This window comes from Streptomyces sp. NBC_01306 (assembly GCF_026340465.1).
Classification (GTDB): domain Bacteria; phylum Actinomycetota; class Actinomycetes; order Streptomycetales; family Streptomycetaceae; genus Streptomyces.
In genome coordinates this window covers 5,368,844-5,391,208 of the sequence record NZ_JAPEPC010000001.1, presented here as the reverse complement: position 1 = coordinate 5,391,208, position 22,365 = coordinate 5,368,844, and the positions used below count along the sequence as shown (strand labels likewise).

Below are 22,365 nucleotides of genomic sequence, written 5' to 3'. Positions count from 1 at the left end.
AGGGGCCCGGCCTCGGCTCAGCACCCCCGCGCGGCGCGGGTGAACTCCCGCAGGATCTCCTCGCCGGCCGCGACCCCGCGCCCGGCGGTCACCTCCACATGCGGCGCGCTCCACCCCGCGTCCGCCAGCTCGCCGTGCGCGGGGCGCCAGCCCCGGTCGGCGGCCAGCAGCAGGTCCGCGTCCAGGAGTGAATCGCCTGCTGCCAGGGTGAGTTCGGCTCCGGTGCGGCGGACCACTTCGCGTACCGCCGCGCTCTTGGTGAGCGGCTCCGGCACCGCGTAGAGCTTGCGGCCCTGGAGCGAGACCGTCCAGCCGCGCGGACCGGCCCACGCGGACAGCTCGTCCACCCAGCCCTCGGGCAGCAGAGCCCGTTCGACGACCAGATAGGCGAACAGGTCCTCGGCCACCCGTTCCTTGAGCAGCCAGGCCGGATCGGCCGCGGACACCAGGTGGGCGCGTACCTCGGCCAGGGTGGCGCACTCGGCGGCCAGCCGCCGGGCCACATCGGACTGCCAGCCCGGGTCGGACACCCCGTCGACCAGCAGATGGCCCCCGTTGGCGCAGATCGCGAACCGCGGCGGCGGGCAGGGCAGCCGGATCCGGTGGTACTGCTCTCGCGTCCTCGTGGTCGTCGGTACGAAGAGGGTCTCCGCGGCGAGCGCGCCGAGCAGCCCGGCCGCGGTCTCCGTCACGTACGAGAGCGGCCTGCTCTCGTACACCTCCACGCACAGCAGCCTCGGCGCTTCGGCGTCCGGCATGGTCAGGTCGAGCGCGGGCGCCGAGTAGATGAGGGTGCGGTCCAGGTCGCTGGCGACGAGTACGGGCGCTGCCGGGTTCACGCGGTCACCGCCGCGGTGCCGTCGGCGCCGGTCGCGCCACGGGTGAAGCGCGGGTGGATCAGGCCGACGCAGCTGTACGGCAGGCCGTCCACCTCCTCGACCGGGACGCCGCGCTGCTCCGCGAGGAGCCGAACGTGGTCGAGATCGGCGCCCGCACCGCTCCTGGCGAGGATCTTCCAGGGGACGCGGCGCAGCAGGACCCGGGTGGTCTCGCCGACCCCCGGCTTGACGAGGTTGACGTCATGGATGCCGTACTCCTCGCTGATCCGCTCGACGGCCGCCCACCCCTCCCAGGTCGGCGCGCGGTCCGCCGCCAGCTGCTCCTTCACCGCGGCGTCCACCGCACCGGACACCTCGTCGAAGCGGGCGGCGACGGCGTCGATGAAGTCGGCCGATACGTCGGAGTCCGCCAGCTCGCGGTAGAACTTCCCGCCGTGGAAGTCCCCGGGCCCGACCAGGTCGGCGCGGAGGACCGTACGCGAAATCAGTCCGGACACCGTGGAGTTGAGGCAGGCGGACGGGATGAGGAAGTCCTCCCGGGTGCCGTACGTACGGACGCAGCCGCCGAGGTCGGCGAGGACCGCGATCTCCGGGTCGAAGCCGGGGAACTCCGCGAGCGCATCGGCCAGTTCGCGGGTGATGGCGCCCTTGCCGGTCCAGCCGTCGACGAAGACGACATCGGCCGGGTCGTGGTGTGCGGCCAGCCAGCGCAGTGCGTTGGCGTCGATGCCACGGCCGCGCACGATGGACACCGCGTAGTGCGGCAGGTCCAGGCCGTGGCGGTGCTGGGCCCAGCGGCGCATCAGTACGCCGACGGGCGTACCGGCACGCGCGAGCGAGACCAGGACCGGCCGTGCGGACCGCTCGGCGAGCACGGTCTCGGTGACCGTGCCGACGGCCTGCGCGATCCGCGGCGCCGAGGTCTCCAGGGCTGCCCTGAACAGCTCCTGGTACTGCTCGCTGGGCTGGTACTCGACGGGCAGCGACTCGGCGTAGTGGGCGCCGCCCGCCTGTATCGCCTCCTCGCGCTCCTCGGTGGGCGCCTCCAGCTCCACGCCGGAGAGATCCTGGAGCAGCCAGCCGACGTCTTCGGCGGCATAGGAGGAGAAGGCGGGGCCGCGCAACGGCTCGGGCATGGGGGCGGCTGCTTCCTGCTGTTCCGGAACGTACGGCGGTGGGACGACGTACGACTGTGCGGGGGTGTACGGCCGTTGGGGGACGTACGAGGGGACGACCGCCAGCAGCACCTGCGGGACGTGCGCGGCGAGTTGGGCCAGAAGGCCGTCGGGGGCGTGCAGTTCGGGGGTGTCGGCGGCCGAGTCGACGACGAGGACCACCGCGTCGAAACCACCGCCCGCCACGTTGTACGCGTAGCGGTCGCCCGGCCCGTCGGCGGGGCTGTCGTGCGCGGGGAAGACCAGTCCGGTCCGTATCGCGTAACCGGGATCGTCCAGGGCGAGTACGGGCGAGCGGGTGGTGGTCGATGAGCGCACATCGTGCCCGGCCTGCTCCAGCGCGAGACCGAGGCGGAGCGGGGCGTACATCAGCTCCTCGAATCCGAGCACGAGGACATGCGGGGTGCGCGTAACGGGCGCGTCGACGGGGAGCGGGACCGCATCATGTGCATCCGGACCAGGCACACCCGAGCCGGGCACACCTGAGGCAGGACCGACCGAGCCGGGAAGATCAGAGCCGGGCGCACCCGGAGCGTCCCGTGCGCCCCGTGCCAGCGCCTCCGCGAGCCGGGCCGCCATCCCCGGCAGCGCGGCCTCCAGGGTGGTGCGGTGGCCGGGGGTGAAGCCGTGCCGCCCGCCGTCCGGCAGCCCGGCCGGCCAGCGCAGGTCCACCCGGACGGCCGGACCTGCGCCCCGAGGGACAGCGAGGTGGGGCTTCCGCCCCTCGTGCTCCTCGACCAGGCGGCGCCCCTTCTCCAGTACGCCGTCGGGCAGTTCCACCTCGCCGCGCACCGACGTCAGCAGGTCGACCCGGGCGCCGATTTCCCGGCCGAAGTCCGCCAGCCGGTCCCGGTCGGCGGCCGACCGCATGTCGACCAGCGCGACGACCACGTACCACTGGCGCGGATACCGCTCGTGCAGATCACGGATGGTGTTGAGCACCGTGTTGCCGGTGGAGAACTCGTCGTCGACGAGGACGAGCGGACCGTCGCCCGCCAGCAGCTGCGGGTCCTCGGGCAGCAGCAGATGCGAGGTCGCGTGCGAGTGCGACTCCTCGAAGCCGCCCGCCCGCGCCACCCCGGCGACCTCGCGCCGGGTGGAGTGCAGATACGGCGCGAGGACCAGCCCGTCCGCGACCGAGTGACCCAGACCCGTCGCGGTCTCCGCGTAGCCGAGAACGACCGCCCTCCTCGCGGCCTCGTCGCCGAGCAGCCGCCGTACCGCGCGGCCGAGCCCGTGGCCGTGGCCGTACACCGTCGAGGGGCGCTGCGGCACATGTTTGCCCAGCACGTTCGACACCAGCAGATGGGCGCGTTTCGGATTGCGCCGCAGCGCGAGGCCCAGCAGTTCGCGGAGGCCGTCGTCCCCCGCGAGCCGCACACCGAGCCGGTCCGCGACCCATGTTCCCGACCAGACCACTTCGCCCGTCTCTTCTCTTCCGGTTCGCATCAGCCGGAGAGCCCGGCCGTGAGCAGTTCGACGAAGCCGATGTCTTCTCTGGCCACACCGAAGACCTCGGCCCGCAGGAGGGTCCGCTCGGCCCAGGCCCGGTGCGGCTTCACCTCGTTCATCTTGTTCGTGTAGGCGGAGCGCAGCACCCCACCGCCGTCCCGGTCGGGCCTGACGATGTCGCGGGCGTCGCTGAACTCCTCGTGGCTGACCACCGAGAGGGCGTGCACCGGCATCACGTGTGAGGGGTGGATACAGGTCTTCCCGAGCAGTCCGTTGGCGCGGTCGAGCCCGATCTCGCGCAGCAGTCCGTCCAGATCGTGCTCGATCAGGGTGGTACGGAGCTGGTCGGCGCGGCCCTCCATGAAGGGGCTGCGGCGCAGCTGTGGCTTGAACATCCGCTCCTGGACGCGGAAGTACTCCCAGACCGGGCCGGTGATCGTGAAGCCCGTACCGTCCGAGCGGCCCAGGACGTTCACCACGTCGCCGATGATCGAGGCGACGATCTGGACGTCGTACGCGGTCATGTCGGGCGTCCTGCGCAGCCCGTACGCCGAGCAGAAGTCGGTGACACCCAGCCGGAGCGCGAGGATCCGGTCACGGTACTTGTCGACCGTGCGGGCTATCCCGGCGAGGGAGTCCGCACGGGTCTCCAGGTGCAGCAGCTCGGGCGATTCGAGGACAGGCATGGCGAACAGCCGCCGGCCGCCCGCGGCCTCCGCCCGGGTGAGCGCCTCCAGGAAGGCGGTGCCGCGCTCCTCGGTGAACTTCGGCAGTACGAATCCGGACAGCAGCCGCGCCGACGGGCCCAGCCGGTGGACCAGGTCGGGTATCTGCTCCGGCTCGCGGACCCGGACGAAGAGCAGCGGCACGCCGTCCGCGTTCCCGGAGGGCCCGCCGCATCTGTCGTCCAGCTCGGCGAACTGGCGGACCAGATTGGCCTCGCCGTCGGCGACATCGGCGTCGTCGATGGAGTCCTCCAGGCAGAGCACCATGGAGACCACCCCGCGCGCGGCCTGTTTCAGCACGTCATCGGCGAGCTGCGGCCGGGTGGCCGGGCTGTAGAGCGTGGCGCCGAGAGCGGCCGCGAGTACGGGTGCCGGAGACCCGGAGGTGAATTCGGCCGGCTCCTGATGGAAGAGATCCGACCGGACAAGGGGCGAGATATGCCCGAAATGATGCATAAGGTCCCCTCGTAGTGCCATGCCGTCCCGATGACGCGCGGCCGGTAATAGTACGTATGGGCGCATGGCGCTAGTTCCAACAGGGAGGGAATTCGGACCGTCCTGCAACAGTCGCCCCACCCGTCCCGCCGGGATGTACCGGACTCGCCCCAAAGCGCCCCCACATTGTCCGGGGCCACGCCGGGAAGGCAGGATGACCGGCATGACGCACGCGATGATGAAGGGTTCGAACGTCCCGCTGGACGCCTTGGCGGTACGGGCCGTCCTGCGCTGGACCCCGGGCCCCGACGTCCCCGACATCGACGCTTCGGCCCTGCTGCTCGGCCACGGCGGGCGTGTGCGCTCCGACGAGGACTTCGTCTTCTACAACCAGCCGCGCCATCCGTCGGGCCTGGTACGGCGGCTGCCGAAGAAACGCGACGCCGAGGGACTCACCGACACCGTCGAGGCCGACCTGGCCGCCCTGGACCCCTCGGTGGAGCAGGTGGTGCTGGCCGCGTCGTCCGACGATGCGTCCTTCCGCACCGTACGGGACCTGCGGATCCTGCTGTACGACGCGGCGGCGCCGGCCGGGGACGGCACTCCGGCCCTCGCCGTCTTCGACGTACAGCCGGAGACCGGCGAGGAGACGGCGATGATCTGCGGCGAGCTGTACCGCCGCGAGGACCGCTGGAAGTTCCGGGCGGTGGGGCAGGGCTACCCGACCGGTCTGGTCGGTCTTGCCACGGCGTACGGCATCTCGGTCGACGAGAACGCCGAAGCGGCCGGAGCGGACGGGACCTCGGCAGACGCGGCGGCGGAGCCCGGCCGGTCCGCACCGCCCGCCCAGCGCGGCCCCATCGGCGCGACGGGCCCCACGGTCCCGGCGCCCGCCGGCTTCCCGCCGCCCCCGCAGTCACCGCCGCCCGGCTACGGCTACCCGCAGGCCGTCCCGACCCGGCCGGTGGCACAGCCCGCACGCTCGGCATCCGGAAACAGCGAAGGGAGCCGAGGCGGAGCGCAGCGGAGCGGGTATCCTCAGCCGGCCGCGGCGGCTGCTCCCGCGCCCGATCCGTACTTCCGGCTGCCCCCGATGGGACCGCAGTTCCTGCCCAGGTGAGCGGGGCGGGAGTAGTCGCAGCGGGCCGGTGAGCCGGTGAGCTGCCGGGTTCAGATCTTGGTCTTGTAGCCCCGGCCCCACTGGAGCCCCCAGCCGTACAGCCGGTCCAGCTCGGCCTGGAAGCCGTAGACGAACTTCACCTCGCGGCGCACCACCATGTCGCCCTTGACCTTCTCGACGGCGAAGACCGCGCACGAGCGGGCCTGCGGATGGCGCTCGTCCAGCTGGATCTCGATGCGCGGGCCGTTGCTGGGGTAGAGCGTCACCACGGCGTGCGTACGGTCGAAGGCGGGCGTCTGGTCGTAGATGTAGACGAAGACCAGCAGCCGTTTGATCTCGTCCCGGTGGTCGAGGTTGACGTAGAGCGTCTCGCCGGACGGCGATCCGAACCGGTCGTCACCGCTGAGCTGTACAAACGGCGATTCGTTGAGCGCGCCGAGGAAGTTCCCCAGGGGCTGCACCACGCCCTTGGTGCCGTCCTCCAGCTCGTAGAGGCAGCCCAGGTCGAGGTCGACGTTCACGACGCCCTGGGTGTGTGCCTGGACGACGTCCGGCTGGAACATCCGGGACGGATGGCGCAGCAGACTCCCGCGCTGCCGGGAGCTGCCGCCGAAGTCCGACGAACGCATCCGCCAGGACAGGTTCACCCGCAGGTTTCCGGTGGTCGCGCCCTGTTTGGTCAGTGAGACGGCCGGGTGCCGCTTGGTCAGCTCGATCGAGTTGGACGCCGAGCTCCCCGAATCGAAGTGCGGCGGCTTGTCCCGTCGAAGACTGTCCCAGAAGGCCATGTCCCACCCCCAGCTTGCTCGGTGACTCTTCCCCGGTTCTTCCCCGGACTTCTTCCCCCACGCACACGGACACGCACATGCGCGCACACGGGCACGCACACGGGGCGGTCAGGAGGCTTCCGCGTCCTGACCGCCCCGTTCAGAGCGTTCCGCAATCCGGTACGGGTCACACCCCGGACGGCACTTCTGTCCGGTCTCCGGAGCCGCCCCCGCCCTCCGCCGCGATCCGCTTGTTCCTGCGGACCGACGACCAGAAGGACAAGCCGATCAGCACGACTCCGACGAGGCCGGTGATGATCTCGTTGATGTCGTACTGGATGGTGACGAGCAGGATCACCGAGAGCGCGCCGATCGCGTAGTGGGCGCCGTGCTCCAGGAAGACGTAGTCGTCCAGGGTGCCCTGGCGGACCAGGTAGACGGTGAGCGACCTGACGTACATGGCGCCGATACCGAGGCCGAGCGTCATCAGCACGATGTCGTTGGTGATGGCGAAGGCGCCGATGACCCCGTCGAACGAGAAGGAGGCGTCGAGGACTTCCAGGTAGAGGAACATGAAGAACGCGGCCTTGCCGGCCATCATGACCGCAGGTACAGCCGAGCCGGACTTCCTGGCTTCCTCCTCGGCCTCCTGCTCACGCTCCTCGTCCTCTTCCAGCCGGTTCTCGAAGTACCCGGAGAGTCCGCCCACCACGAGATAGGCGATGAGCCCGGCGATACCGGAGATGAGGACCGTCTGCGCCTTGTCCGCGTGCACGCCGCCGTGCTGGTGGGCGTGGGTGGCAACGGTGAAGGAGGAGATCAGCAGCACCACGAGCGCGATGCAGACCGAGAGCATGTCGACCTTGCCGAGCTTGGCCAGCGGGCGCTCGATCCAGCGGAGCCACTGGATGTCACGGTCCTCGAAGATGAAGTCGAGGAAGATCATCATCAGGAACATGCCACCGAAGGCAGCGATCGACGGGTGGGCGTCGGTGACCAGCTGCTGGTAGTGGTCCTTCTCGTTGACTGCCAGCTTCACCGCTTCGATCGGATTGATCTTGGCGCTGATGGCGACGATCACGACGGGGAAGACCAGTCGCATACCGAAGACGGCGATGAGCACACCGACCGTGAGGAAGATCTTCTGCCAGAAGGCACTCATCTTCTTCAGGATTCCGGCGTTGATCACCGCGTTGTCGAACGACAGAGAGATCTCCAGGACGCCCAGGATCGCCACAACGCCCAGGGCGGTCCATCCGTCGTAGATCACCGCCGCGGCAAGACCGACCACGGTGATCACGAATGACCACCCGAAGGTTTTCAGAAGCACTGGCTACCCCATCGTGTGTGTACGGGTTCCCCCGCGCCGTGCGCGGCCCAGGTGTTGTCCCAGTCCTGCATTCTCCCGGGGTGCGAACCCTGGACCCCCGGCACGGAACCCGGGAGATCTCCCGGACTTGAACCACGCCGGAAGAATGCTTTAGGAAACATTGACCCCGAAGTCTAGAGCGATGCCCCGCAGCCCTGACGCGTACCCCTGCCCCACGGCCCGGAACTTCCATTCGCCGCCGTACCGGTACAGCTCGCCGAAGATCATCGCGGTCTCCGTCGAGGCGTCCTCGCTCAGGTCGTACCGCGCCAGCTCCTGGCCGTCGGCCTGGTTCACCACGCGGATGAAGGCGTTGGCGACCTGGCCGAAGGTCTGGCCGCGGCTGTCCGCCTCGTGGATCGAGACCGGGAAGACGATCTTGTCGCAGTGGGCGGGCACCTTGGAGAGGTCGACGATGATCGACTCGTCGTCGCCCTCGCCCTCACCGGTGAGGTTGTCACCGGTGTGCTCCACAGAACCGTCCGGGCTGGTCAGCTGGTTGTAGAAGATGAAGTACTCGTCGCCGAGCACCCGGCCCGACTGGCACAGCAGCGCGCTGGCGTCGAGGTCGAAGTCCGCTCCGGTGGTGGAGCGTGCGTCCCAGCCGAGCCCGACCAGAACTTGCGTGAGGTTGGGTGCGGCCTTCGAGAGGGAGACATTGCCTCCCTTGGCGAGCGTAACGCCCATGATCGCTGATCCTCCCCGAGGTGTGGAACGGTTGACTAGCACGTCCGGCGCCGCACTGAGGTGCGGCGCCGGACGGAGTGAATCCTGCTCAGACGTTGACGCGGAACTCAGACGTTGACGCCGAAGTCCTGCGCGATACCGCGCAGCCCGGAGGCGTACCCCTGGCCGATGGCGCGGAACTTCCACTCCGCGCCGTTGCGGTAGAGCTCGCCGAAGACCATGGCGGTCTCCGTCGACGCGTCCTCACTGAGGTCGTACCGCGCCAGCTCGGAGTTGTCCGCCTCGTTCACCACGCGGATGTACGCGTTGCGGACCTGGCCGAAGCTCTGCTGGCGGCTCTCGGCCTCGTAGATCGAGACCGGGAACACGATCTTCGAGACATCGGCGGGCACACCGGCGAGATTCACCTTGATGACCTCGTCGTCGCCCTCGCCCTCACCGGTGAGGTTGTCACCGGTGTGCTCGACCGAGCCGTCGGGGCTCTTGAGGTTGTTGAAGAAGACGAAGTTCGAGTCGTTGGCGACCTTGCCCTCTTCGTTCGTCAGCAGAGCGCTGGCGTCGAGGTCGAAGTCACCACCTGTGGTGGTGCGTGCATCCCATCCGAGACCGACGATGACCGCGGTCAGATTGGGTGCGGCCTTGGTCAGCGAGACGTTGCCGCCCTTGCTGAGGCTGACTCCCACGAGTCCTCCCAATTGGTTTCGAGGGGCCGAGGAGGGCCCTTGCCCCCGTTTTTACGTGGCATCGGATCAACGAACCGATCCTAGTGACCGGTTCCCGGACACGGCAGGCTCTTCACCGGCCGGGTCAGAGGGTGTCGAGCGCCTTGGCGTACTCGTTCAGGTCACGAGCGTCCGGCAGACCGTTGACGACGGTCCAGCGGACGACGCCCTCCTTGTCGATGATGAAGGTCCCGCGCACCGCGCACCCCTTCTCCTCGTCGAAGACGCCGTACGCCCGCGAGGCCTCGCCGTGCGGCCAGAAGTCGGAGAGCAGCGGGTATTCGAGGCCCTCCTGCTCCGCGAAGACGCGCAGCGTGTGGATGGAGTCGTTGGAGACGGCGAGCAGCTGCACGTCGTCGTTGACGAACTTCGGCAGCTCGTCGCGGAGGGCGCAGAGCTCGCCGGTGCACACGCCGGTGAAAGCGAAGGGGTAGAAGAGCAGCACCACGTTCTTCTCGCCGCGGAAGTCCGAGAGGCGGACGGTCCGGCCGTGGTTGTCCTTCAGCTCGAAATCCGGGGCCTCGGTGCCGACCTCGATCGCCATGAAAACGCTTCCCTTCGGTGGGGCCATTCGAATGATGCCCACCCTATGGCCTCGCTGCCGGCCCCACCGGGGGCGGGCGGCCCCGCATCGGGACAGGGGGAAGCGGAGCCCCGGAACAGGGGGAAGCCCCCGCCGGCAGGACGGCCGGCGGGGGCTTCTCGGGGCTTATGGCGACTCAGCGCTTGCCGGACCTTGCCACCTTCGGTGTGACCAGACGGCTCCCCGTCCAGTCCTTGCCGGCATTGATGCTCTTGGTCTGGGCCAGACCGGCTGTCTGAGATGCCTCGTTGATGTCGCTCGGCTCGACGTAACCGTCACGGCCGGTCTTGGGGGTCAGCAGCCAGACCGCGCCGCCGTCGTCGACCAGACCGATGGCGTCCACCAGCGCGTCCGTAAGGTCGCCGTCCTCGTCGCGGAACCACAACACGACAGCGTCAGCCACGTCGTCGTAGTCCTCGTCGACGAGTTCCTGGCCGATGACGCTCTCAATACCCTCACGGAGTTCCTGCTCGACGTCGTCGTCGTAGCCGATCTCCTGGACCACTTGTCCGGGCTCGAACCCCAGGCGTGCTGCCTGATTGGTCCGCTCCTCCGCGTGGTCCGCGGTCGCGCTCACGGTTTGCCTCCTGATCGTTTTTGGAAATGCACCAGCCACGCGCGTGCGCGGGGCGTTGGCCGTAGTCCACACGGGCGGGACCGATCGCGCAAGTACCCAGCGGTCGAGACAGCCGAAACGGTGACGTTTCCTGGCACCTCACCCCAACCTCAGGCAGGTCCTGACGATCTCTGGTGATCCATCCCACACTGTTCATCCGTATTTGCGAGGGTTCCCCTCCATCCGGATACGTCAATTGTGCCCCGGATCCCTTTGGGAATGTCTGAGCGGGTCGGGCGTAAGGTTGCGATTTCGCCGGACCCAGCAGCGGCCTCCGGACGGGATGTCTCACCGCGTGACGGTTACCTACCCCACGGTAGAGATGACGTCAGCGTCCTGGCGGTACACGATGGTGGCGGCGTACGCCCCGATACCGCACCACCGAACAGCGAAGGAACAGCGTGGTTTCCGGATCCGATCGCAACCCGATCATCATTGGCGGCCTTCCGAGCCAGGTCCCGGACTTCGATCCTGAAGAGACCCAGGAATGGCTCGCCTCCCTCGATGCCGCCGTCGACGAGCGCGGCCGTGAGCGTGCGCGTTATCTGATGCTCCGCCTCATCGAGCGCGCGCGCGAGAAGCGCGTGGCCGTGCCCGAGATGCGCAGCACGGACTACGTGAACACGATCGCCACCAAGGACGAGCCGTTCTTCCCGGGCAACGAGGAGATCGAGCGCAAGGTCCTGAACGCCACCCGCTGGAACGCGGCCGTGATGGTCTCGCGCGCCCAGCGCCCCGGTATCGGGGTCGGCGGCCACATCGCCACCTTCGCCTCCTCCGCTTCGCTGTACGACGTGGGCTTCAACCACTTCTTCCGCGGCAAGGACGACGGTCTCGGCGGCGACCAGGTCTTCTTCCAGGGGCACGCGTCCCCCGGCATCTACGCCCGCGCCTTCCTGCTCGACCGGCTCTCCGAGCAGCAGCTCGACGGGTTCCGCCAGGAGAAGTCGAAGGCTCCCTACGGGCTGTCCAGCTACCCGCACCCGCGGCTGATGCCGGACTTCTGGGAGTTCCCGACCGTCTCGATGGGCCTCGGCCCGCTCGGCGCGATCTACCAGGCGCGGATGAACCGCTACATGGAGGCGCGCGGGATCGCGGACACCTCCAAGTCGCATGTCTGGGCCTACCTCGGCGACGGCGAGATGGACGAGCCCGAGTCGCTCGGCCAGCTCTCCATCGCCGCCCGTGAGGGCCTGGACAACCTGACCTTCGTCGTCAACTGCAACCTCCAGCGCCTCGACGGCCCGGTACGCGGCAACGGCAAGATCATCCAGGAGCTGGAGTCGCAGTTCCGCGGCGCCGGCTGGAACGTCATCAAGCTGGTCTGGGACCGGAGCTGGGACCCGCTGCTGGCCCAGGACCGCGACGGCACCCTGGTCAACAAGATGAACACCACGCCGGACGGCCAGTTCCAGACGTACGCCACCGAGAGCGGCGCTTACATCCGTGAGCACTTCTTCGGCACCGACCAGCGGCTGCGCAAGATGGTCGAGGACATGTCCGACGAGCAGATCCTGCACCTCGGGCGCGGCGGGCACGACCACCGGAAGGTCTTCGCGGCCTACACGGCGGCCAAGGAGCACAAGGGCCAGCCGACGGTGATCCTCGCCCAGACCATCAAGGGCTGGACGCTGGGCCCGAACTTCGAGGGCCGCAACGCGACCCACCAGATGAAGAAGCTGACCGCGGACGACCTCAAGCGCTTCCGGGACCGGCTGCACCTGCCGATCGCGGACAAGGACCTGGAGGACGGCAACCCGCCGTACTACCACCCGGGCCGGGACTCCGAAGAGATCCAGTACATGCACGACCACCGCAAGTCCTGCGGCGGTTACGTACCGACCAGGGTGGTCCGCGCCAAGCCGCTGCCGCTGCCCCCGGACAAGACGTACGCCATCGCGAAGAAGGGTTCGGGCCACCAGTCGATCGCCACCACCATGGCGTTCGTCCGGGTCCTGAAGGACCTCATGCGGGACAAGGAGATCGGCAAGCGCTTCGTGCTGATCGCCCCCGACGAGTACCGCACCTTCGGTATGGACGCGTTCTTCCCGAGCGCGAAGATCTACAACCCGCTCGGCCAGCAGTACGAGTCGGTGGACCGCGAACTGCTGCTCGCGTACAAGGAGTCGCCGACCGGGCAGATGCTGCACGACGGCATCTCCGAGGCCGGCTGCACGGCGTCGCTGATCGCGGCCGGTTCGGCGTACGCCACGCACGGCGAGCCGATGATCCCGGTGTACGTCTTCTACTCGATGTTCGGATTCCAGCGCACCGGCGACCAGTTCTGGCAGATGGGCGACCAGCTGGCGCGCGGCTTCGTGCTCGGCGCGACCGCCGGGCGGACCACGCTGACGGGTGAGGGGCTCCAGCACGCGGACGGCCACTCGCAGCTGCTCGCGTCGACCAACCCGGCCTGTGTCGCCTACGACCCGGCGTTCGGTTTCGAGATCGCGTACATCGTCCAGGACGGTCTGCGCCGGATGTACGGCGAGACGGCGGACGGCAGGGCGGGCGAGGACGTCTTCTACTACCTCACCGTCTACAACGAGCCGATCCAGCATCCGGCGGAGCCCGAGGATGTCGACGTCGAGGGCATCCTCCAGGGCATCCACCGCTTCAAGCCGGGCGAGCAGGGCCGGATCCCGGCGCAGATCATGGCGTCCGGCGTGGCCGTCCCGTGGGCCGTCGAGGCCCAGCAGATCCTCGCCGACGAGTGGGACGTGAAGGCCGATGTCTGGTCCGCGACCTCCTGGAACGAGCTGCGCCGCGAGGCCGTGGAGGTGGAGCGGCACAATCTGCTCCACCCCGAGGAGGAGCAGCGCGTCCCGTATGTGACGCGGAAACTCTCCGACTCCGAAGGCCCGTTCGTGGCCGTTTCGGACTGGATGCGCTCGGTGCCGGACCAGATCGCACGCTGGGTGCCGGGGCCTTACCAGTCGCTGGGCGCTGACGGGTTCGGCTTCGCGGACACCCGGGGCGCGGCGCGCCGCTTCTTCCACATCGACGCGCAGTCGATCGTCGTCTCGGTCCTCACCGAGCTGGCGAAGCAGGGCAAGGTGGACCGTTCGGCCCTGAAGCAGGCCATCGACCGCTACCAGCTCCTGGACGTGTCGTCGGCCGATCCGGGCGCTGCGGGCGGCGACGCGTAGGCGTCACTGAGCACGCATGAGGGCGGCGGGACCACAGTGGTCCCGCCGCCCTTCCGCGTACGGGGCGCGGGCCGGCGGGCGCTCAGCTCTCCCGGATCTTGAACGCCCGTACCTGGTAAGGGGAGTTCGGCAGCCAGGTGCCGCCTCCCGGGTACGTATCGAACTCGCCCGTCTCCGCGCACTCGGCGGACTGGTACGTGGTGACCGGGCGCCCGGTGCGGTTGGCGACGGACTGGGCGGTGGCGCCCGCGGGGAGCGGCGTACAGCTGTCGATGCCGGCACCGGAGAGGTCGTAGGTGGGCGGGCGCCCTTGAAGGCGCCCTTCTCCCAGAGGCAGAGTTCGCCGGTCGCGCACTCCCCCATCCGGGGCTGCGATGCGGCCAGCGCGGTGTGCGGGGCGAGTGCCTGGGGCGCGGCGAACACGGTGGCCGTGACGATCCCGGCCGTGACGGTCGTACGGAGCAGGGCCTTGCGGAGCAGGGTCCTACGGATGCCGGCCGCGGGGCCGGTGTCGGCGGCGGGTGCGGTGCGCCGGGTGAGTGCGGTGTTCATCGTGGTCCCCCGTGTGGTGCGTCGTACGTATGGATCTTCCGGACCGCAGCTTGGCCCGTGATCACGTACCGCCGGAAGAGCGCACCGCCCGTACCACCCTGATAGGCGACAGCCCCGCCGGAGGGGTCCGGCGGGGCTGTCGTATGCGCGGAGTTGACGCCGGTGGGTCGGAAGGGGGCGTCAGATGTGGGCGGCGCCCGAAGCCGCCTCGGGGTTGTCACCGCGCTTGGTGAGCAGGGCCACGAAGACAGCGACGACCGCGACGCCGGTGGCGACCAGGCAGGCCAGGCTCATGCCCGACATGAAGGTGTCGTGCGCGACGCCGGTGATCTTCGCGGCGAGTCCGGCCGGCGCGTGCGGCGGCACCGGGGCCATGCCGACCTGGACGGCCTGCGACGCCTGGTCCAGCTGACCGAACCCGAACGGAGGAAGTTTGGCGTCCGCCCACTTGACCGGCAGGGTGCTGTCGACCTTGGAGGCCATGACCGCGCCGAGCACCGCCGTACCGAGGCTGCCACCGATCTGCATGGCGGCCTGCTGGAGACCACCGGCGACACCGGAGAGCTCCATCGGGGCGTTGCCGACGATGACCTCGGTGGCGCCGACCATGACCGGGGCGAGCCCCAGGCCGAGCAGCGCGAACCAGATCGACATGTTGAGGCTGCCGGTGTCGGTCCCCAGCGTGGACATGCCGTACATCGCGACGGCCGTGCAGACCATGCCGCCGGCGAGCGGGATGCGCGGGCCGAGCTTGGTGATCACCGCGCCCGCGAGCGGGGAGGCGACGATCATCATGCCGGTGAGCGGCAGCAGATGAAGTCCGGCGTCGACCGGGCTCATACCGTGCACGTTCTGGAGATAGAAGGTGACGAAGAAGAGGCCGCCCATGAAGGCGATGGCCATGAGCACCATCAGCACGACGCCCGCGGAGAGCGGCACCGAGCGGAAGAGCGCCATCGGGATGAGCGGCTCCCTGACCTTCGTCTCCCAGAACGCGAAGGCCGCGAAACAGACCAGCGAGACGGCCAGGAAGATCCAGACCTTGCCGTCGCCCCAGCCCCACGCCGGGGCCTTGATGAGCGCCCAGACCAGGCAGAACATGGCCGCCGAGAGCAGCAGGATGCCCAGGATGTCGAAGGACTTCGGGGCGTTCGCGGCCCGGTGGTCCTTGAGGATCACCACACCCACGACGAGCGCGATCACACCGACCGGCACATTGATGAAGAAGACCGACTGCCAGCTGACGTGCTGGACGAGCAGGCCGCCGATGATCGGGCCGCCCGCGGTGGAGGCGCCGATGACCATGCCCCAGAGGCCGATGGCCATGTTGAGCTTCTCGGCCGGGAAGGTGGCGCGCAGCAGGCCGAGCGCGGCGGGCATCAGCAGCGCACCGAACAGCCCCTGGAGGACCCGGAAGGTCACGACCAGGCTGACGCTGTTGGAGAAGCCGATGGCGCCGGACGCGGCGGCGAAGCCGACCACGCCGATGAGGAAGGTCTGGCGGTGGCCGAATCGGTCACCGAGCTTGCCCGCGGTGATCAGCGCCACGGCGAGGGCGAGGAAGTAGCCATTGGTGATCCACTGGATCTGGGCGAAGGTGGCCCCGAGATCCTTCTGGATGGCCGGGTTGGCGATCGCGACGATCGTGCCGTCGAGCGCGACCATCATCACGCCGATGGCCACGGAGAAGAGCGTCAGCCAAGGGTGGCCGCGGAGCCCCTTGACCGGCGGTGCCGCAATATCCTGCGGCGCCGGGTCGACAGTGGTCTGACTAGTCATACGAGTCAGACTAGTGTCAGCCTCTGACATTTGACAAACCAATCCACAAGTCGGTAGCTGTCACATAGCTCACAGGTACGCTGGAACGACAAAGCACCCGAAACCGGGAGAAGTTCAGCCCCGGGGCCGGAACCGAAGCCGGACCGCGCACCGCACACCCCCCCAACGCCCCCCACGCCCCCCACACCGAAAGAGGACCAGAACGTGACGATGGAGCAGACCGAGCCGTCGACGCCGGACGCGCCGACCGGACTGCGGGAGCGCAAGAAGCAGCGCACCCGCGAGGCCCTGCTGCGCATCGCACTCGAACTCTTCACGACAAAGGGGTACGAGCAGACGACCGTGGACGAGATCGCCGACGCCGTCGAGGTCTCCCAGCGCACCTTCTTCCGGTACTTCGCCAGCAAGGAGGAGGCCGCCTTCGCGGTGCACGACCTGGTGGAGTCGCAGTTCTTCACCGCGCTGGAAGCCCGCCCGCCGCAGGAGACCCCGTTCGAGGCGATGCGTAACGCCGTGCTCGCCTCCTGGGACAGCATCAGCCTGACCATCGAGGACCTGATCCCGGTCGACCTGTACATGCGGACCTGCCAGATCATCGAGTCCTCCCCCGCCCTGCTCGCGATCCATCTGCGCCGCTCGGCCGAGCTGGAGGACCGGATCGCCCAGCTGATCGCCACACGCGAGGGGCTCGACGTGGACACCGATCCGCGGCCGCGCGTGGCCGTCGCGGCGTTCGCCGGCGTGATGCGGGCCACCGGCCGGATCTGGGGCAAGGGCCAGGACCTGAGCATCGCCTCGATGCGGGCGATCACCCTGACCCACCTGGACCAGATCGGGCCGGCACTGGCAGGGAACTGGCGTACGACAGGCGCACACGGCATGTAGTCATTCGGATACATTCCCGCGATGAAACGTGATGTGTCTCACGGACTTCGCAAGCACGCTTCCCCGTCTCCTAGGGTGGCGGGCAGTGACTTCCTTCGACTCCTCCCCCACCCTCACCGTCTGGCGCACTCTGCTCGCGCTCGCGGTGGTGTTCGTCATGCTGGCCACCACCGGCTGGACCGCCGTGCACCACCACAGAACCGCCGGACCTCGCCAAGCCGCGCTGGCCGCCTGGGGCAGAGGCTCCATCGCCGGCCACCACCTCCCCTCGCCCAACGCGTCGCCGCACCGGCTGTCGAGTTTCTTCGCCGAGCTCACCGCGGCCGACCGCGCCCGGCTCGTCGACGACTATCCGCTGGTGGTCGGCAATCTCAACGGCGCTCCGGTGACCCTGCGTTACCAGGCCAACCGGCGTGCGCTGGAACAGGCCGCAGGGCAGGAACGCGAACGGCTGACCGACCCCACGCTGAACAAGCTCGGCCACCAGGACGCGCGCCAGACCTACGACCGCTACAACGCGCTGGCGCAGCCCGGCCGGCAGATCCTCGCCTTCGACCCGACCGGCACCGGCCGGGTCGCCCAGGTGATGGGCGATCTGCAACAGGCCCGGCACATCTCCATCGTGGTGCCCGGAGTCGACACCAACCTGCTGACCTTCCAGAAGACCCGGCAGGCCTACTACACCGCGCCGGTGGGCATGGCGACGTCGCTGTACAGCGCCGAGCACTCCGCGGACCCCGGGTCGCACACCGCCGTCATCGCCTGGGCCGACTACACCTCGCCCGTCGGTATCGGCGTGGACGCCGCGATCGGCAGACTCGCCGCCGAGGGTTCGCTCCGGCTGCACGCACTCGTCGACGCGCTGCCGGGCAGGGCGCCCGTCGCGCTGTTCTGCCACAGCTACGGCTCGGTGCTCTGCGGCGTCGCCGCCCGCGACCTCCCGTCCCGGGTCAGCGACATCGCGGTCGCGGGCAGCCCGGGGATGCGCGTCGAGAACGCCGCGCAACTGGACACGGGCGCCCGGGTGTGGGCGATGCGGGACAGCAGCGACTGGATCCAGGACGTCCCGCATCTGGACGTCGGGGGCCTCGGCCACGGCGCCGACCCGGTCTCGCCGCAGTTCGGCGCCCGCGTCGTGTCGGCGGGCTCGGCACAGGGCCACACCGGCTATTTCGCGCCCGGCACCGAGAGCCTGCACAACTTCGCGGCGGTCGGCACCGGCGAGTTCGATTCGGTGACATGTGCGAACGGCGGGGACACCTGCCGCAGCTGATCTTGCGGTGATTCGGGCCGCCCACCCCAATACCGGGCGGTCTCAGGGGGTTCACGCGCGTAGATGTCCGTACATCGGGTCCGCCGCAGAGGGGCGACGCGCGGGCGCACGCCGCCTACGATGTGGCACATGGGTGATGTGCTGGCCGGAATTCAAGCCACCTGGGAGTTCGCGACCGACTCCGTGCTCATCCGCTTCGAACGGGGGATTCGCACGCCGAAGCTCTTCCAGGCGCTGCGTCAGCGGCGTATCCCCCACGAGGCGCTGGGGTCGGTGACGGTGACCGAGGGCAGACGAGGGACCGTGGTGCTGCACGCGGCACCGCGCGCGGGCGCCGACCCGCTGATGGAGGCGGCCTCGGGGCAGCTGAAGGAGGGGTGCGATCCGTACCGGCTGGTGCTTCCGGCCGCGCAGCGGACGCTCGCCGAGTACTACGCGGACGAGCTGACGGCGCGGCTGGTGCCGGAGGCGGCCGAGCCGGCCGAACGGTTCCTGGTGGCGGCGCCCGAGGCGCCGCTCCACTTCAAGGCGTACGACGGCAAGGCGTCCTTCGACGGGTCGAGGGTCTCGTTCCGGTGGTCCTGGACGGGTGCGTCGTCGGCCAAGTGGAAGTGCGGCGACCAGAGCTTCCCGGTGGCCGAGCTGACCGGTGTGGACTGGCGCTCCCCCGAGGCGTACGACGGCTATCTGCGGGTGCTGCGGCAGGGCGAGCCGGATGCGGCGCAGGCGGACCAGGACCCCGCGGCTGTCGTCTTCGGGCTCGGTTACGGACCGGTGCACGAGTCGCTGCCCTTCGCCGCCGCGGTCCTGGGGGCGGCCCGCCACTCCAGGACGGTGCCGGTGCCGGTGCCCGCCATCGCCACCGGCCGGCGCGACCCGGCGGACATCGCCGAGCGGATACGGCACCTGGGCGAGCTGCACTCGTCCGGGCTGGTCACGGACGACGAGTTCAGCGCGAAGAAGGCCGAACTGCTGGCGGAGCTGTAACGGCAGGCCCGTACGGAGAGACATGCCGGAGGGGGCCCGCACTGTGGCGGACCCCCTCCGGCGTCACATTGATGTCCCCCCGGATGCGGCTACTCGCGGGCCGCCGACGTCGACGACATGTCCGGGTAGCGGTCGCCCTTGACCTCGCCCGCGATCGGTTCGAGGAGCGCCAGTTCGTCACTGGTCAGCCGCAGCCGCGTGGCGCCGGTGTTCTCCAGCAGGCGGGTGCGCTTACGGGTGCCGGGGATCGGCACGACCGCGCGGAGCCCGTGCACTTCGGCCCGCTGCTGCACCCAGGCGAGGGCCACCTGCGCGGCCGTCGCTCCGTGCGCCGCCGCGATCTTGTGCACCGGTTCGAGGAGCGCCGCGTTGGCCTTGGCGTTGTCGCCGGTGAAGCGGGGCTGGAACTTCCGGAAGTCGCCGCCTTCGAGGTCCTTGGACGCGTCCGCGAAGGAGCCGGTGAGGAAGCCCCGGCCGAGCGGGGAGTACGGCACGATGCCCACCCCGAGATCGGCGGCCGCACCGATCAGGCTCACCTCCACATCGCGGCTGAACAGCGACCACTCGGACTGCACGGCGGTGATCGGGTGCACGCCGTGCGCCTCGCGCAGCTCGGCACCGGTCACCTCGCTCAGCCCCAGGTACTTGACCTTGCCCGCGGCCACCAGCTCGCCCATCGCGCCGACGGACTCGGCCAGCGGCACATCGGGGTTGCGGCGGTGCATGTAGTAGAGGTCGATGACGTCGACGTTCAGCCGGCGCAGGCTCGCCTCGACGGCCTGCCTGATGTACGGGGCGTCGTTGCGCACCCCCCGGTAGTGCTCGTCGTCGGCGCGCCGCTCGATGGAGAACTTGGTGGCCAGCGTGATCTCGTCACGGTGCGCGGCGACGAACGGCGCCAGAAAGCTCTCGTTGGCGCCCAGTCCGTAGATGTCGGCCGTGTCGATCAGCGTGACACCGGCCTCGACGGTGGCCTCCAGGGTGTCCCTGGCCGCCGCCTCGTCGGTGTCCCCGTAGAACTCGCTGATGCCCATGGCACCGAAGCCCTGCACGCCGACCTCGGGGCCGTCCTGTCCGAGCCGTACCCTGTCGATCTTTTCGATGCTCATCAGGTTCAGAACCTCTCCGACGCCCGCCGGGCGTCCGCGTAAAAGCCGATCTTGAAATCGAGTACGGAGAGCGTGTCGTGGAGTTCCGCGATACGCAGCCGCACATCTCTGCGGGTCTCCTCCAGGAGCTCCTGCCGTTCCTCGAAGGTGTCCACGCCCTCGCGTACGAGTTCGGCGTAGCGGACCATCTTGGCCACCGGCATCCCGGTCAGCCGCAGCTTGCCGACGAAGGCCAGCCAGTCCAGGTCGCGGTTGGAGAAGCGGCGCTGGCCGGTGTGCGACCGGTCGACATGCGGCATCAGCCCGATCCTCTCGTACCAGCGCAGAGTGTGCGCTGTGAGACCGGTGAACGCGACGACCTGGCTGATCGTGTACTGGTCCTGTCCGTCGGGCAGCCTGCCCGCGGTGGGCGGTGCAGCGCAGAGGTCCACGGTCTCCGACGCGGGCACGGTCTCGGTCACAGTCATGCGGTCCCAGCTCCTTCATCCTCGCGACAGCACCAACGCTAGATCCTTGGAGCGCACTCCAAGCAAGCGAAATCGAGCGGAACTTCACAGACGGCTCCCGTAGCCTCCAGGATCATGAGCACCGCCCGCCGCGCGATTCCCGATGACGCCGTCGAACTCGTACGCCTGCGCAAGCTGATGCAGGACTCCATGTCCGGGAAACCGCACCCGGACATCAGCTGGCAGCCGGCCGCCGTCGAGACGCTGCGCGGGAAGCTCAAGGACCCGGAGTCCGATCTCACCGCGTTCGTCGTCGACCGGCCGGACGGCGGGCTCGCCGCTTGCGTGGTCGGCACGGTCGAGTACCGGCTCGGCGGCCCCGGCAACCCGCACGGCACGAGCGGTTACGTCTTCAGCGTCGCGACCGATCCGGACATGCGCCGCCGAGGGTACTCGCGCGCCTGCATGGAGGCGCTGCTCGGCTGGTTCCGGGAGCGGGGTGTGCCCAAGGTCGACCTGCGGGCGTCGGCCGACGGCGAGCCTCTCTACGCCTCGCTCGGATTCGTCAGGACCCCCGATCCGGCGATGCGTCTGACGCTGTAGTGAGGGCCTTTCGTTTGGATCAGGCCGGATCAGGGAGCGGGGTCTGGTGCACTGCGTTCGCTTCGCTCACTCCGTCTCGGCTCTCTCATTGATCTTTTGGATGCCGAGCGCAGCTGCAAGGCGGAGGATTGAGGCAACGCGGTGGGGGTCCCCCCGGCCGGAGGCTGGGGGAGTTGTTGATTGACGACAACGCGGCAGATGTGCGTGCCAGACCCCGCGAGCCCGGCATGATCCAAACGTAAGGCCCTAAGCTCGTCCCTCATGAAGAGCCTGGCGATGACCGAGAACTGGCCGGTACCCACGGTGGCCGCCGCCGTCGTACGAGCGGACGGCAGCGTCGCCGGTACCGTCGGCCCGACCGCGCGGCGCTTCCCGCTCGCCTCGGTCACCAAGCCGCTCGCCGCGTACGCCGCGCTCATGGCGTACGAGGAGGGTGCGGTCGAGCTGGACGAGCCCGCGGGTCCTCCCGGGTCCACGGTCCGGCATCTGCTCGCCCACACCAGCGGTCTCGCCTTCGACGAGAACCGGGTGATGGCGGCCCCCGGTGAGCGCCGCATCTACTCCAACGCGGGGTTCGAGGCGCTGGGCGACCACATCGCCGCGGCCACCGGCATCCCGTTCGCCGATTACCTCCGCGAGGGGGTGCTCGAACCGCTCGGGATGGCGGCCACCTCGCTGGACGGCTCCCCCGCGAAGGACGTTGTGTCCAGCGCCGACGACCTGGCCAGGTTCGCCGCCGAGCTCCAGTCGCCCCGGCTGCTCGACCCGCGCACCGTCGCCGAAGCCACCGCGGTGGTCCACCCGGGGCTCAAGGGCGTGCTGCCCGGCTACGGCCTGCAGAACCCGAACGACTGGGGCCTCGGCTTCGAGATCCGGGACGCCAAGTCCCCGCACTGGACGGGCAGTTCGTCGTCGCCGCGCACCTTCGGCCACTTCGGCCAGTCGGGTACGTTCCTCTGGGTGGACCCGGAGGCGGGGGCCGCCTGCGTGGCACTGACCGACCGGGCCTTCGGACCGTGGGCGATCGAGGCGTGGCCGCCGTTCACCGAGTCGGTGCTGGCGGAGGTCAACTCCGGGCGGTGACCGGTCGCC

Annotated in this window: 19 protein-coding genes and 1 pseudogene; 7 read left to right on the top strand and 13 right to left on the bottom strand. The window is 69.4% G+C overall.

Features of this window, described 5'->3' with window-relative positions; translation table 11 throughout:
* Positions 1–17 precede the first annotated feature (17 nt).
* Genes OG385_RS23750 through OG385_RS23740 form a run of 3 tightly spaced genes read right to left on the bottom strand, consistent with a single transcriptional unit; the run spans position 18 to position 4,647 of the window.
* The gene (locus OG385_RS23750; RefSeq protein ID WP_266857453.1) at positions 18–839 is read right to left on the bottom strand and encodes an HAD family hydrolase; all 822 of its coding nucleotides are present in this window, start codon (positions 837–839) and stop codon (positions 18–20) included.
* A complete protein-coding gene (locus OG385_RS23745) occupies positions 836–3,463 on the bottom strand; it encodes a phosphoribosyltransferase (RefSeq protein WP_266857451.1) in 2,628 nt (875 codons plus the stop codon). The genes OG385_RS23750 and OG385_RS23745 overlap by 4 nt, the downstream gene beginning before the upstream one ends.
* Entirely contained in the window at positions 3,463–4,647 is a 1,185-nt protein-coding gene (locus OG385_RS23740) for an HpcH/HpaI aldolase/citrate lyase family protein (RefSeq protein WP_266857449.1), read from the bottom strand. Before OG385_RS23740 ends, OG385_RS23745 begins: the two co-directional genes overlap by 1 nt.
* 193 nt (positions 4,648–4,840) lie before the next feature.
* Between OG385_RS23740 and OG385_RS23735 the strand changes: the two genes are divergently transcribed.
* Complete coding sequence (locus tag OG385_RS23735) at positions 4,841–5,746, top strand: TerD family protein (protein WP_266857447.1); 906 nt, start codon at positions 4,841–4,843, stop codon at positions 5,744–5,746.
* 50 nt (positions 5,747–5,796) lie between these two features.
* Here OG385_RS23735 and OG385_RS23730 read toward each other — a convergent pair whose 3' ends face one another.
* The 6 genes from OG385_RS23730 to OG385_RS23705 all read right to left on the bottom strand — a co-directional run bounded on the left by OG385_RS23730 (position 5,797) and on the right by OG385_RS23705 (position 10,451).
* A complete protein-coding gene (locus OG385_RS23730; protein WP_266857445.1) occupies positions 5,797–6,534 on the bottom strand; it encodes a Tellurium resistance in 738 nt (245 codons plus the stop codon).
* A 166-nt stretch (positions 6,535–6,700) separates the two neighbouring features.
* A complete protein-coding gene (locus OG385_RS23725) occupies positions 6,701–7,843 on the bottom strand; it encodes a DUF475 domain-containing protein (RefSeq protein ID WP_266857443.1) in 1,143 nt (380 codons plus the stop codon).
* Between the two features lie 150 nt (positions 7,844–7,993).
* On the bottom strand, positions 7,994–8,569 hold the full coding sequence (locus tag OG385_RS23720; RefSeq protein ID WP_266857441.1) for a TerD family protein: 576 nt from the start codon (positions 8,567–8,569) through the stop codon (positions 7,994–7,996).
* A 107-nt stretch (positions 8,570–8,676) separates the two neighbouring features.
* Positions 8,677–9,252 (bottom strand): TerD family protein, encoded by a 576-nt coding sequence (locus tag OG385_RS23715; RefSeq protein ID WP_266857439.1) that lies wholly within the window; start codon positions 9,250–9,252, stop codon positions 8,677–8,679.
* A gap of 124 nt (positions 9,253–9,376) precedes the next feature.
* A complete protein-coding gene (locus tag OG385_RS23710; protein WP_266857437.1) occupies positions 9,377–9,835 on the bottom strand; it encodes a peroxiredoxin in 459 nt (152 codons plus the stop codon).
* A 175-nt stretch (positions 9,836–10,010) separates the two neighbouring features.
* Positions 10,011–10,451 carry a DUF3052 domain-containing protein gene (locus OG385_RS23705; RefSeq protein WP_164260513.1) on the bottom strand — a complete coding sequence of 147 codons (441 nt, stop codon included), beginning with the start codon at positions 10,449–10,451 and terminating at the stop codon, positions 10,011–10,013.
* A 440-nt stretch (positions 10,452–10,891) separates the two neighbouring features.
* Between OG385_RS23705 and aceE the strand changes: the two genes are divergently transcribed.
* Entirely contained in the window at positions 10,892–13,639 is a 2,748-nt protein-coding gene (gene aceE, locus OG385_RS23700; RefSeq protein ID WP_266857434.1) for a pyruvate dehydrogenase (acetyl-transferring), homodimeric type, read from the top strand.
* 82 nt (positions 13,640–13,721) lie between these two features.
* Here aceE and OG385_RS23695 read toward each other — a convergent pair.
* Together OG385_RS23695 and OG385_RS23690 are read right to left on the bottom strand one after the other, a co-directional pair.
* Positions 13,722–14,062 (bottom strand): annotated as a pseudogene (locus tag OG385_RS23695) (peptidase inhibitor family I36 protein).
* 309 nt (positions 14,063–14,371) lie between these two features.
* Positions 14,372–15,970: an MFS transporter gene (locus OG385_RS23690; protein WP_266857432.1), complete on the bottom strand. Its 1,599-nt coding sequence runs from the start codon at positions 15,968–15,970 to the stop codon at positions 14,372–14,374.
* A 210-nt stretch (positions 15,971–16,180) separates the two neighbouring features.
* Between OG385_RS23690 and OG385_RS23685 the strand changes: the two genes are divergently transcribed.
* The 3 genes from OG385_RS23685 (at position 16,181) to OG385_RS23675 (ending at position 19,115) form a co-directional block, all read left to right on the top strand.
* Entirely contained in the window at positions 16,181–16,855 is a 675-nt protein-coding gene (locus tag OG385_RS23685; protein ID WP_266861107.1) for a TetR/AcrR family transcriptional regulator, read from the top strand.
* 85 nt (positions 16,856–16,940) lie between these two features.
* The gene (locus tag OG385_RS23680; protein ID WP_266857431.1) at positions 16,941–18,128 is read left to right on the top strand and encodes an alpha/beta hydrolase; all 1,188 of its coding nucleotides are present in this window, start codon (positions 16,941–16,943) and stop codon (positions 18,126–18,128) included.
* A 129-nt stretch (positions 18,129–18,257) separates the two neighbouring features.
* Positions 18,258–19,115 (top strand): DUF4429 domain-containing protein, encoded by an 858-nt coding sequence (locus OG385_RS23675; protein WP_266857430.1) that lies wholly within the window; start codon positions 18,258–18,260, stop codon positions 19,113–19,115.
* A gap of 89 nt (positions 19,116–19,204) precedes the next feature.
* On the opposite strand, the gene OG385_RS23670 is transcribed toward OG385_RS23675, so the two are convergent.
* Complete coding sequence (locus OG385_RS23670) at positions 19,205–20,224, bottom strand: aldo/keto reductase (protein WP_266857428.1); 1,020 nt, start codon at positions 20,222–20,224, stop codon at positions 19,205–19,207.
* Between the two features lie 5 nt (positions 20,225–20,229).
* Entirely contained in the window at positions 20,230–20,691 is a 462-nt protein-coding gene (locus tag OG385_RS23665) for a MerR family transcriptional regulator (protein WP_266857426.1), read from the bottom strand.
* Between the two features lie 114 nt (positions 20,692–20,805).
* Between OG385_RS23665 and OG385_RS23660 the strand changes: the two genes are divergently transcribed.
* The gene (locus OG385_RS23660; protein WP_266857424.1) at positions 20,806–21,273 is read left to right on the top strand and encodes a GNAT family N-acetyltransferase; all 468 of its coding nucleotides are present in this window, start codon (positions 20,806–20,808) and stop codon (positions 21,271–21,273) included.
* Between the two features lie 261 nt (positions 21,274–21,534).
* A complete protein-coding gene (locus OG385_RS23655) occupies positions 21,535–22,356 on the top strand; it encodes a serine hydrolase (RefSeq protein ID WP_266857422.1) in 822 nt (273 codons plus the stop codon).
* The last annotated feature ends 9 nt before the right edge of the window (positions 22,357–22,365 follow it).

Bases quoted from the DNA above. Each gene is read 5' to 3' on its own strand.
- OG385_RS23745 (WP_266857451.1), bottom strand. From the start codon at position 3,463: ATGCGAACCGGAAGAGAAGAGACGGGCGAAGTGGTCTGGTCGGGAACA.
- OG385_RS23740 (WP_266857449.1), bottom strand. From the start codon at position 4,647: ATGCATCATTTCGGGCATATCTCGCCCCTTGTCCGGTCGGATCTCTTC.
- OG385_RS23735 (WP_266857447.1), top strand. From the start codon at position 4,841: ATGACCGGCATGACGCACGCGATGATGAAGGGTTCGAACGTCCCGCTG.
- OG385_RS23730 (WP_266857445.1), bottom strand. From the start codon at position 6,534: ATGGCCTTCTGGGACAGTCTTCGACGGGACAAGCCGCCGCACTTCGAT.
- OG385_RS23720 (WP_266857441.1), bottom strand. From the start codon at position 8,569: ATGGGCGTTACGCTCGCCAAGGGAGGCAATGTCTCCCTCTCGAAGGCC.
- OG385_RS23710 (WP_266857437.1), bottom strand. From the start codon at position 9,835: ATGGCGATCGAGGTCGGCACCGAGGCCCCGGATTTCGAGCTGAAGGAC.
- OG385_RS23690 (WP_266857432.1), bottom strand. From the start codon at position 15,970: ATGACTAGTCAGACCACTGTCGACCCGGCGCCGCAGGATATTGCGGCA.
- OG385_RS23685 (WP_266861107.1), top strand. From the start codon at position 16,181: ATGGAGCAGACCGAGCCGTCGACGCCGGACGCGCCGACCGGACTGCGG.
- OG385_RS23675 (WP_266857430.1), top strand. From the start codon at position 18,258: ATGGGTGATGTGCTGGCCGGAATTCAAGCCACCTGGGAGTTCGCGACC.
- OG385_RS23670 (WP_266857428.1), bottom strand. From the start codon at position 20,224: ATGAGCATCGAAAAGATCGACAGGGTACGGCTCGGACAGGACGGCCCC.
- OG385_RS23665 (WP_266857426.1), bottom strand. From the start codon at position 20,691: ATGACTGTGACCGAGACCGTGCCCGCGTCGGAGACCGTGGACCTCTGC.
- OG385_RS23660 (WP_266857424.1), top strand. From the start codon at position 20,806: ATGAGCACCGCCCGCCGCGCGATTCCCGATGACGCCGTCGAACTCGTA.
- OG385_RS23655 (WP_266857422.1), top strand. From the start codon at position 21,535: ATGAAGAGCCTGGCGATGACCGAGAACTGGCCGGTACCCACGGTGGCC.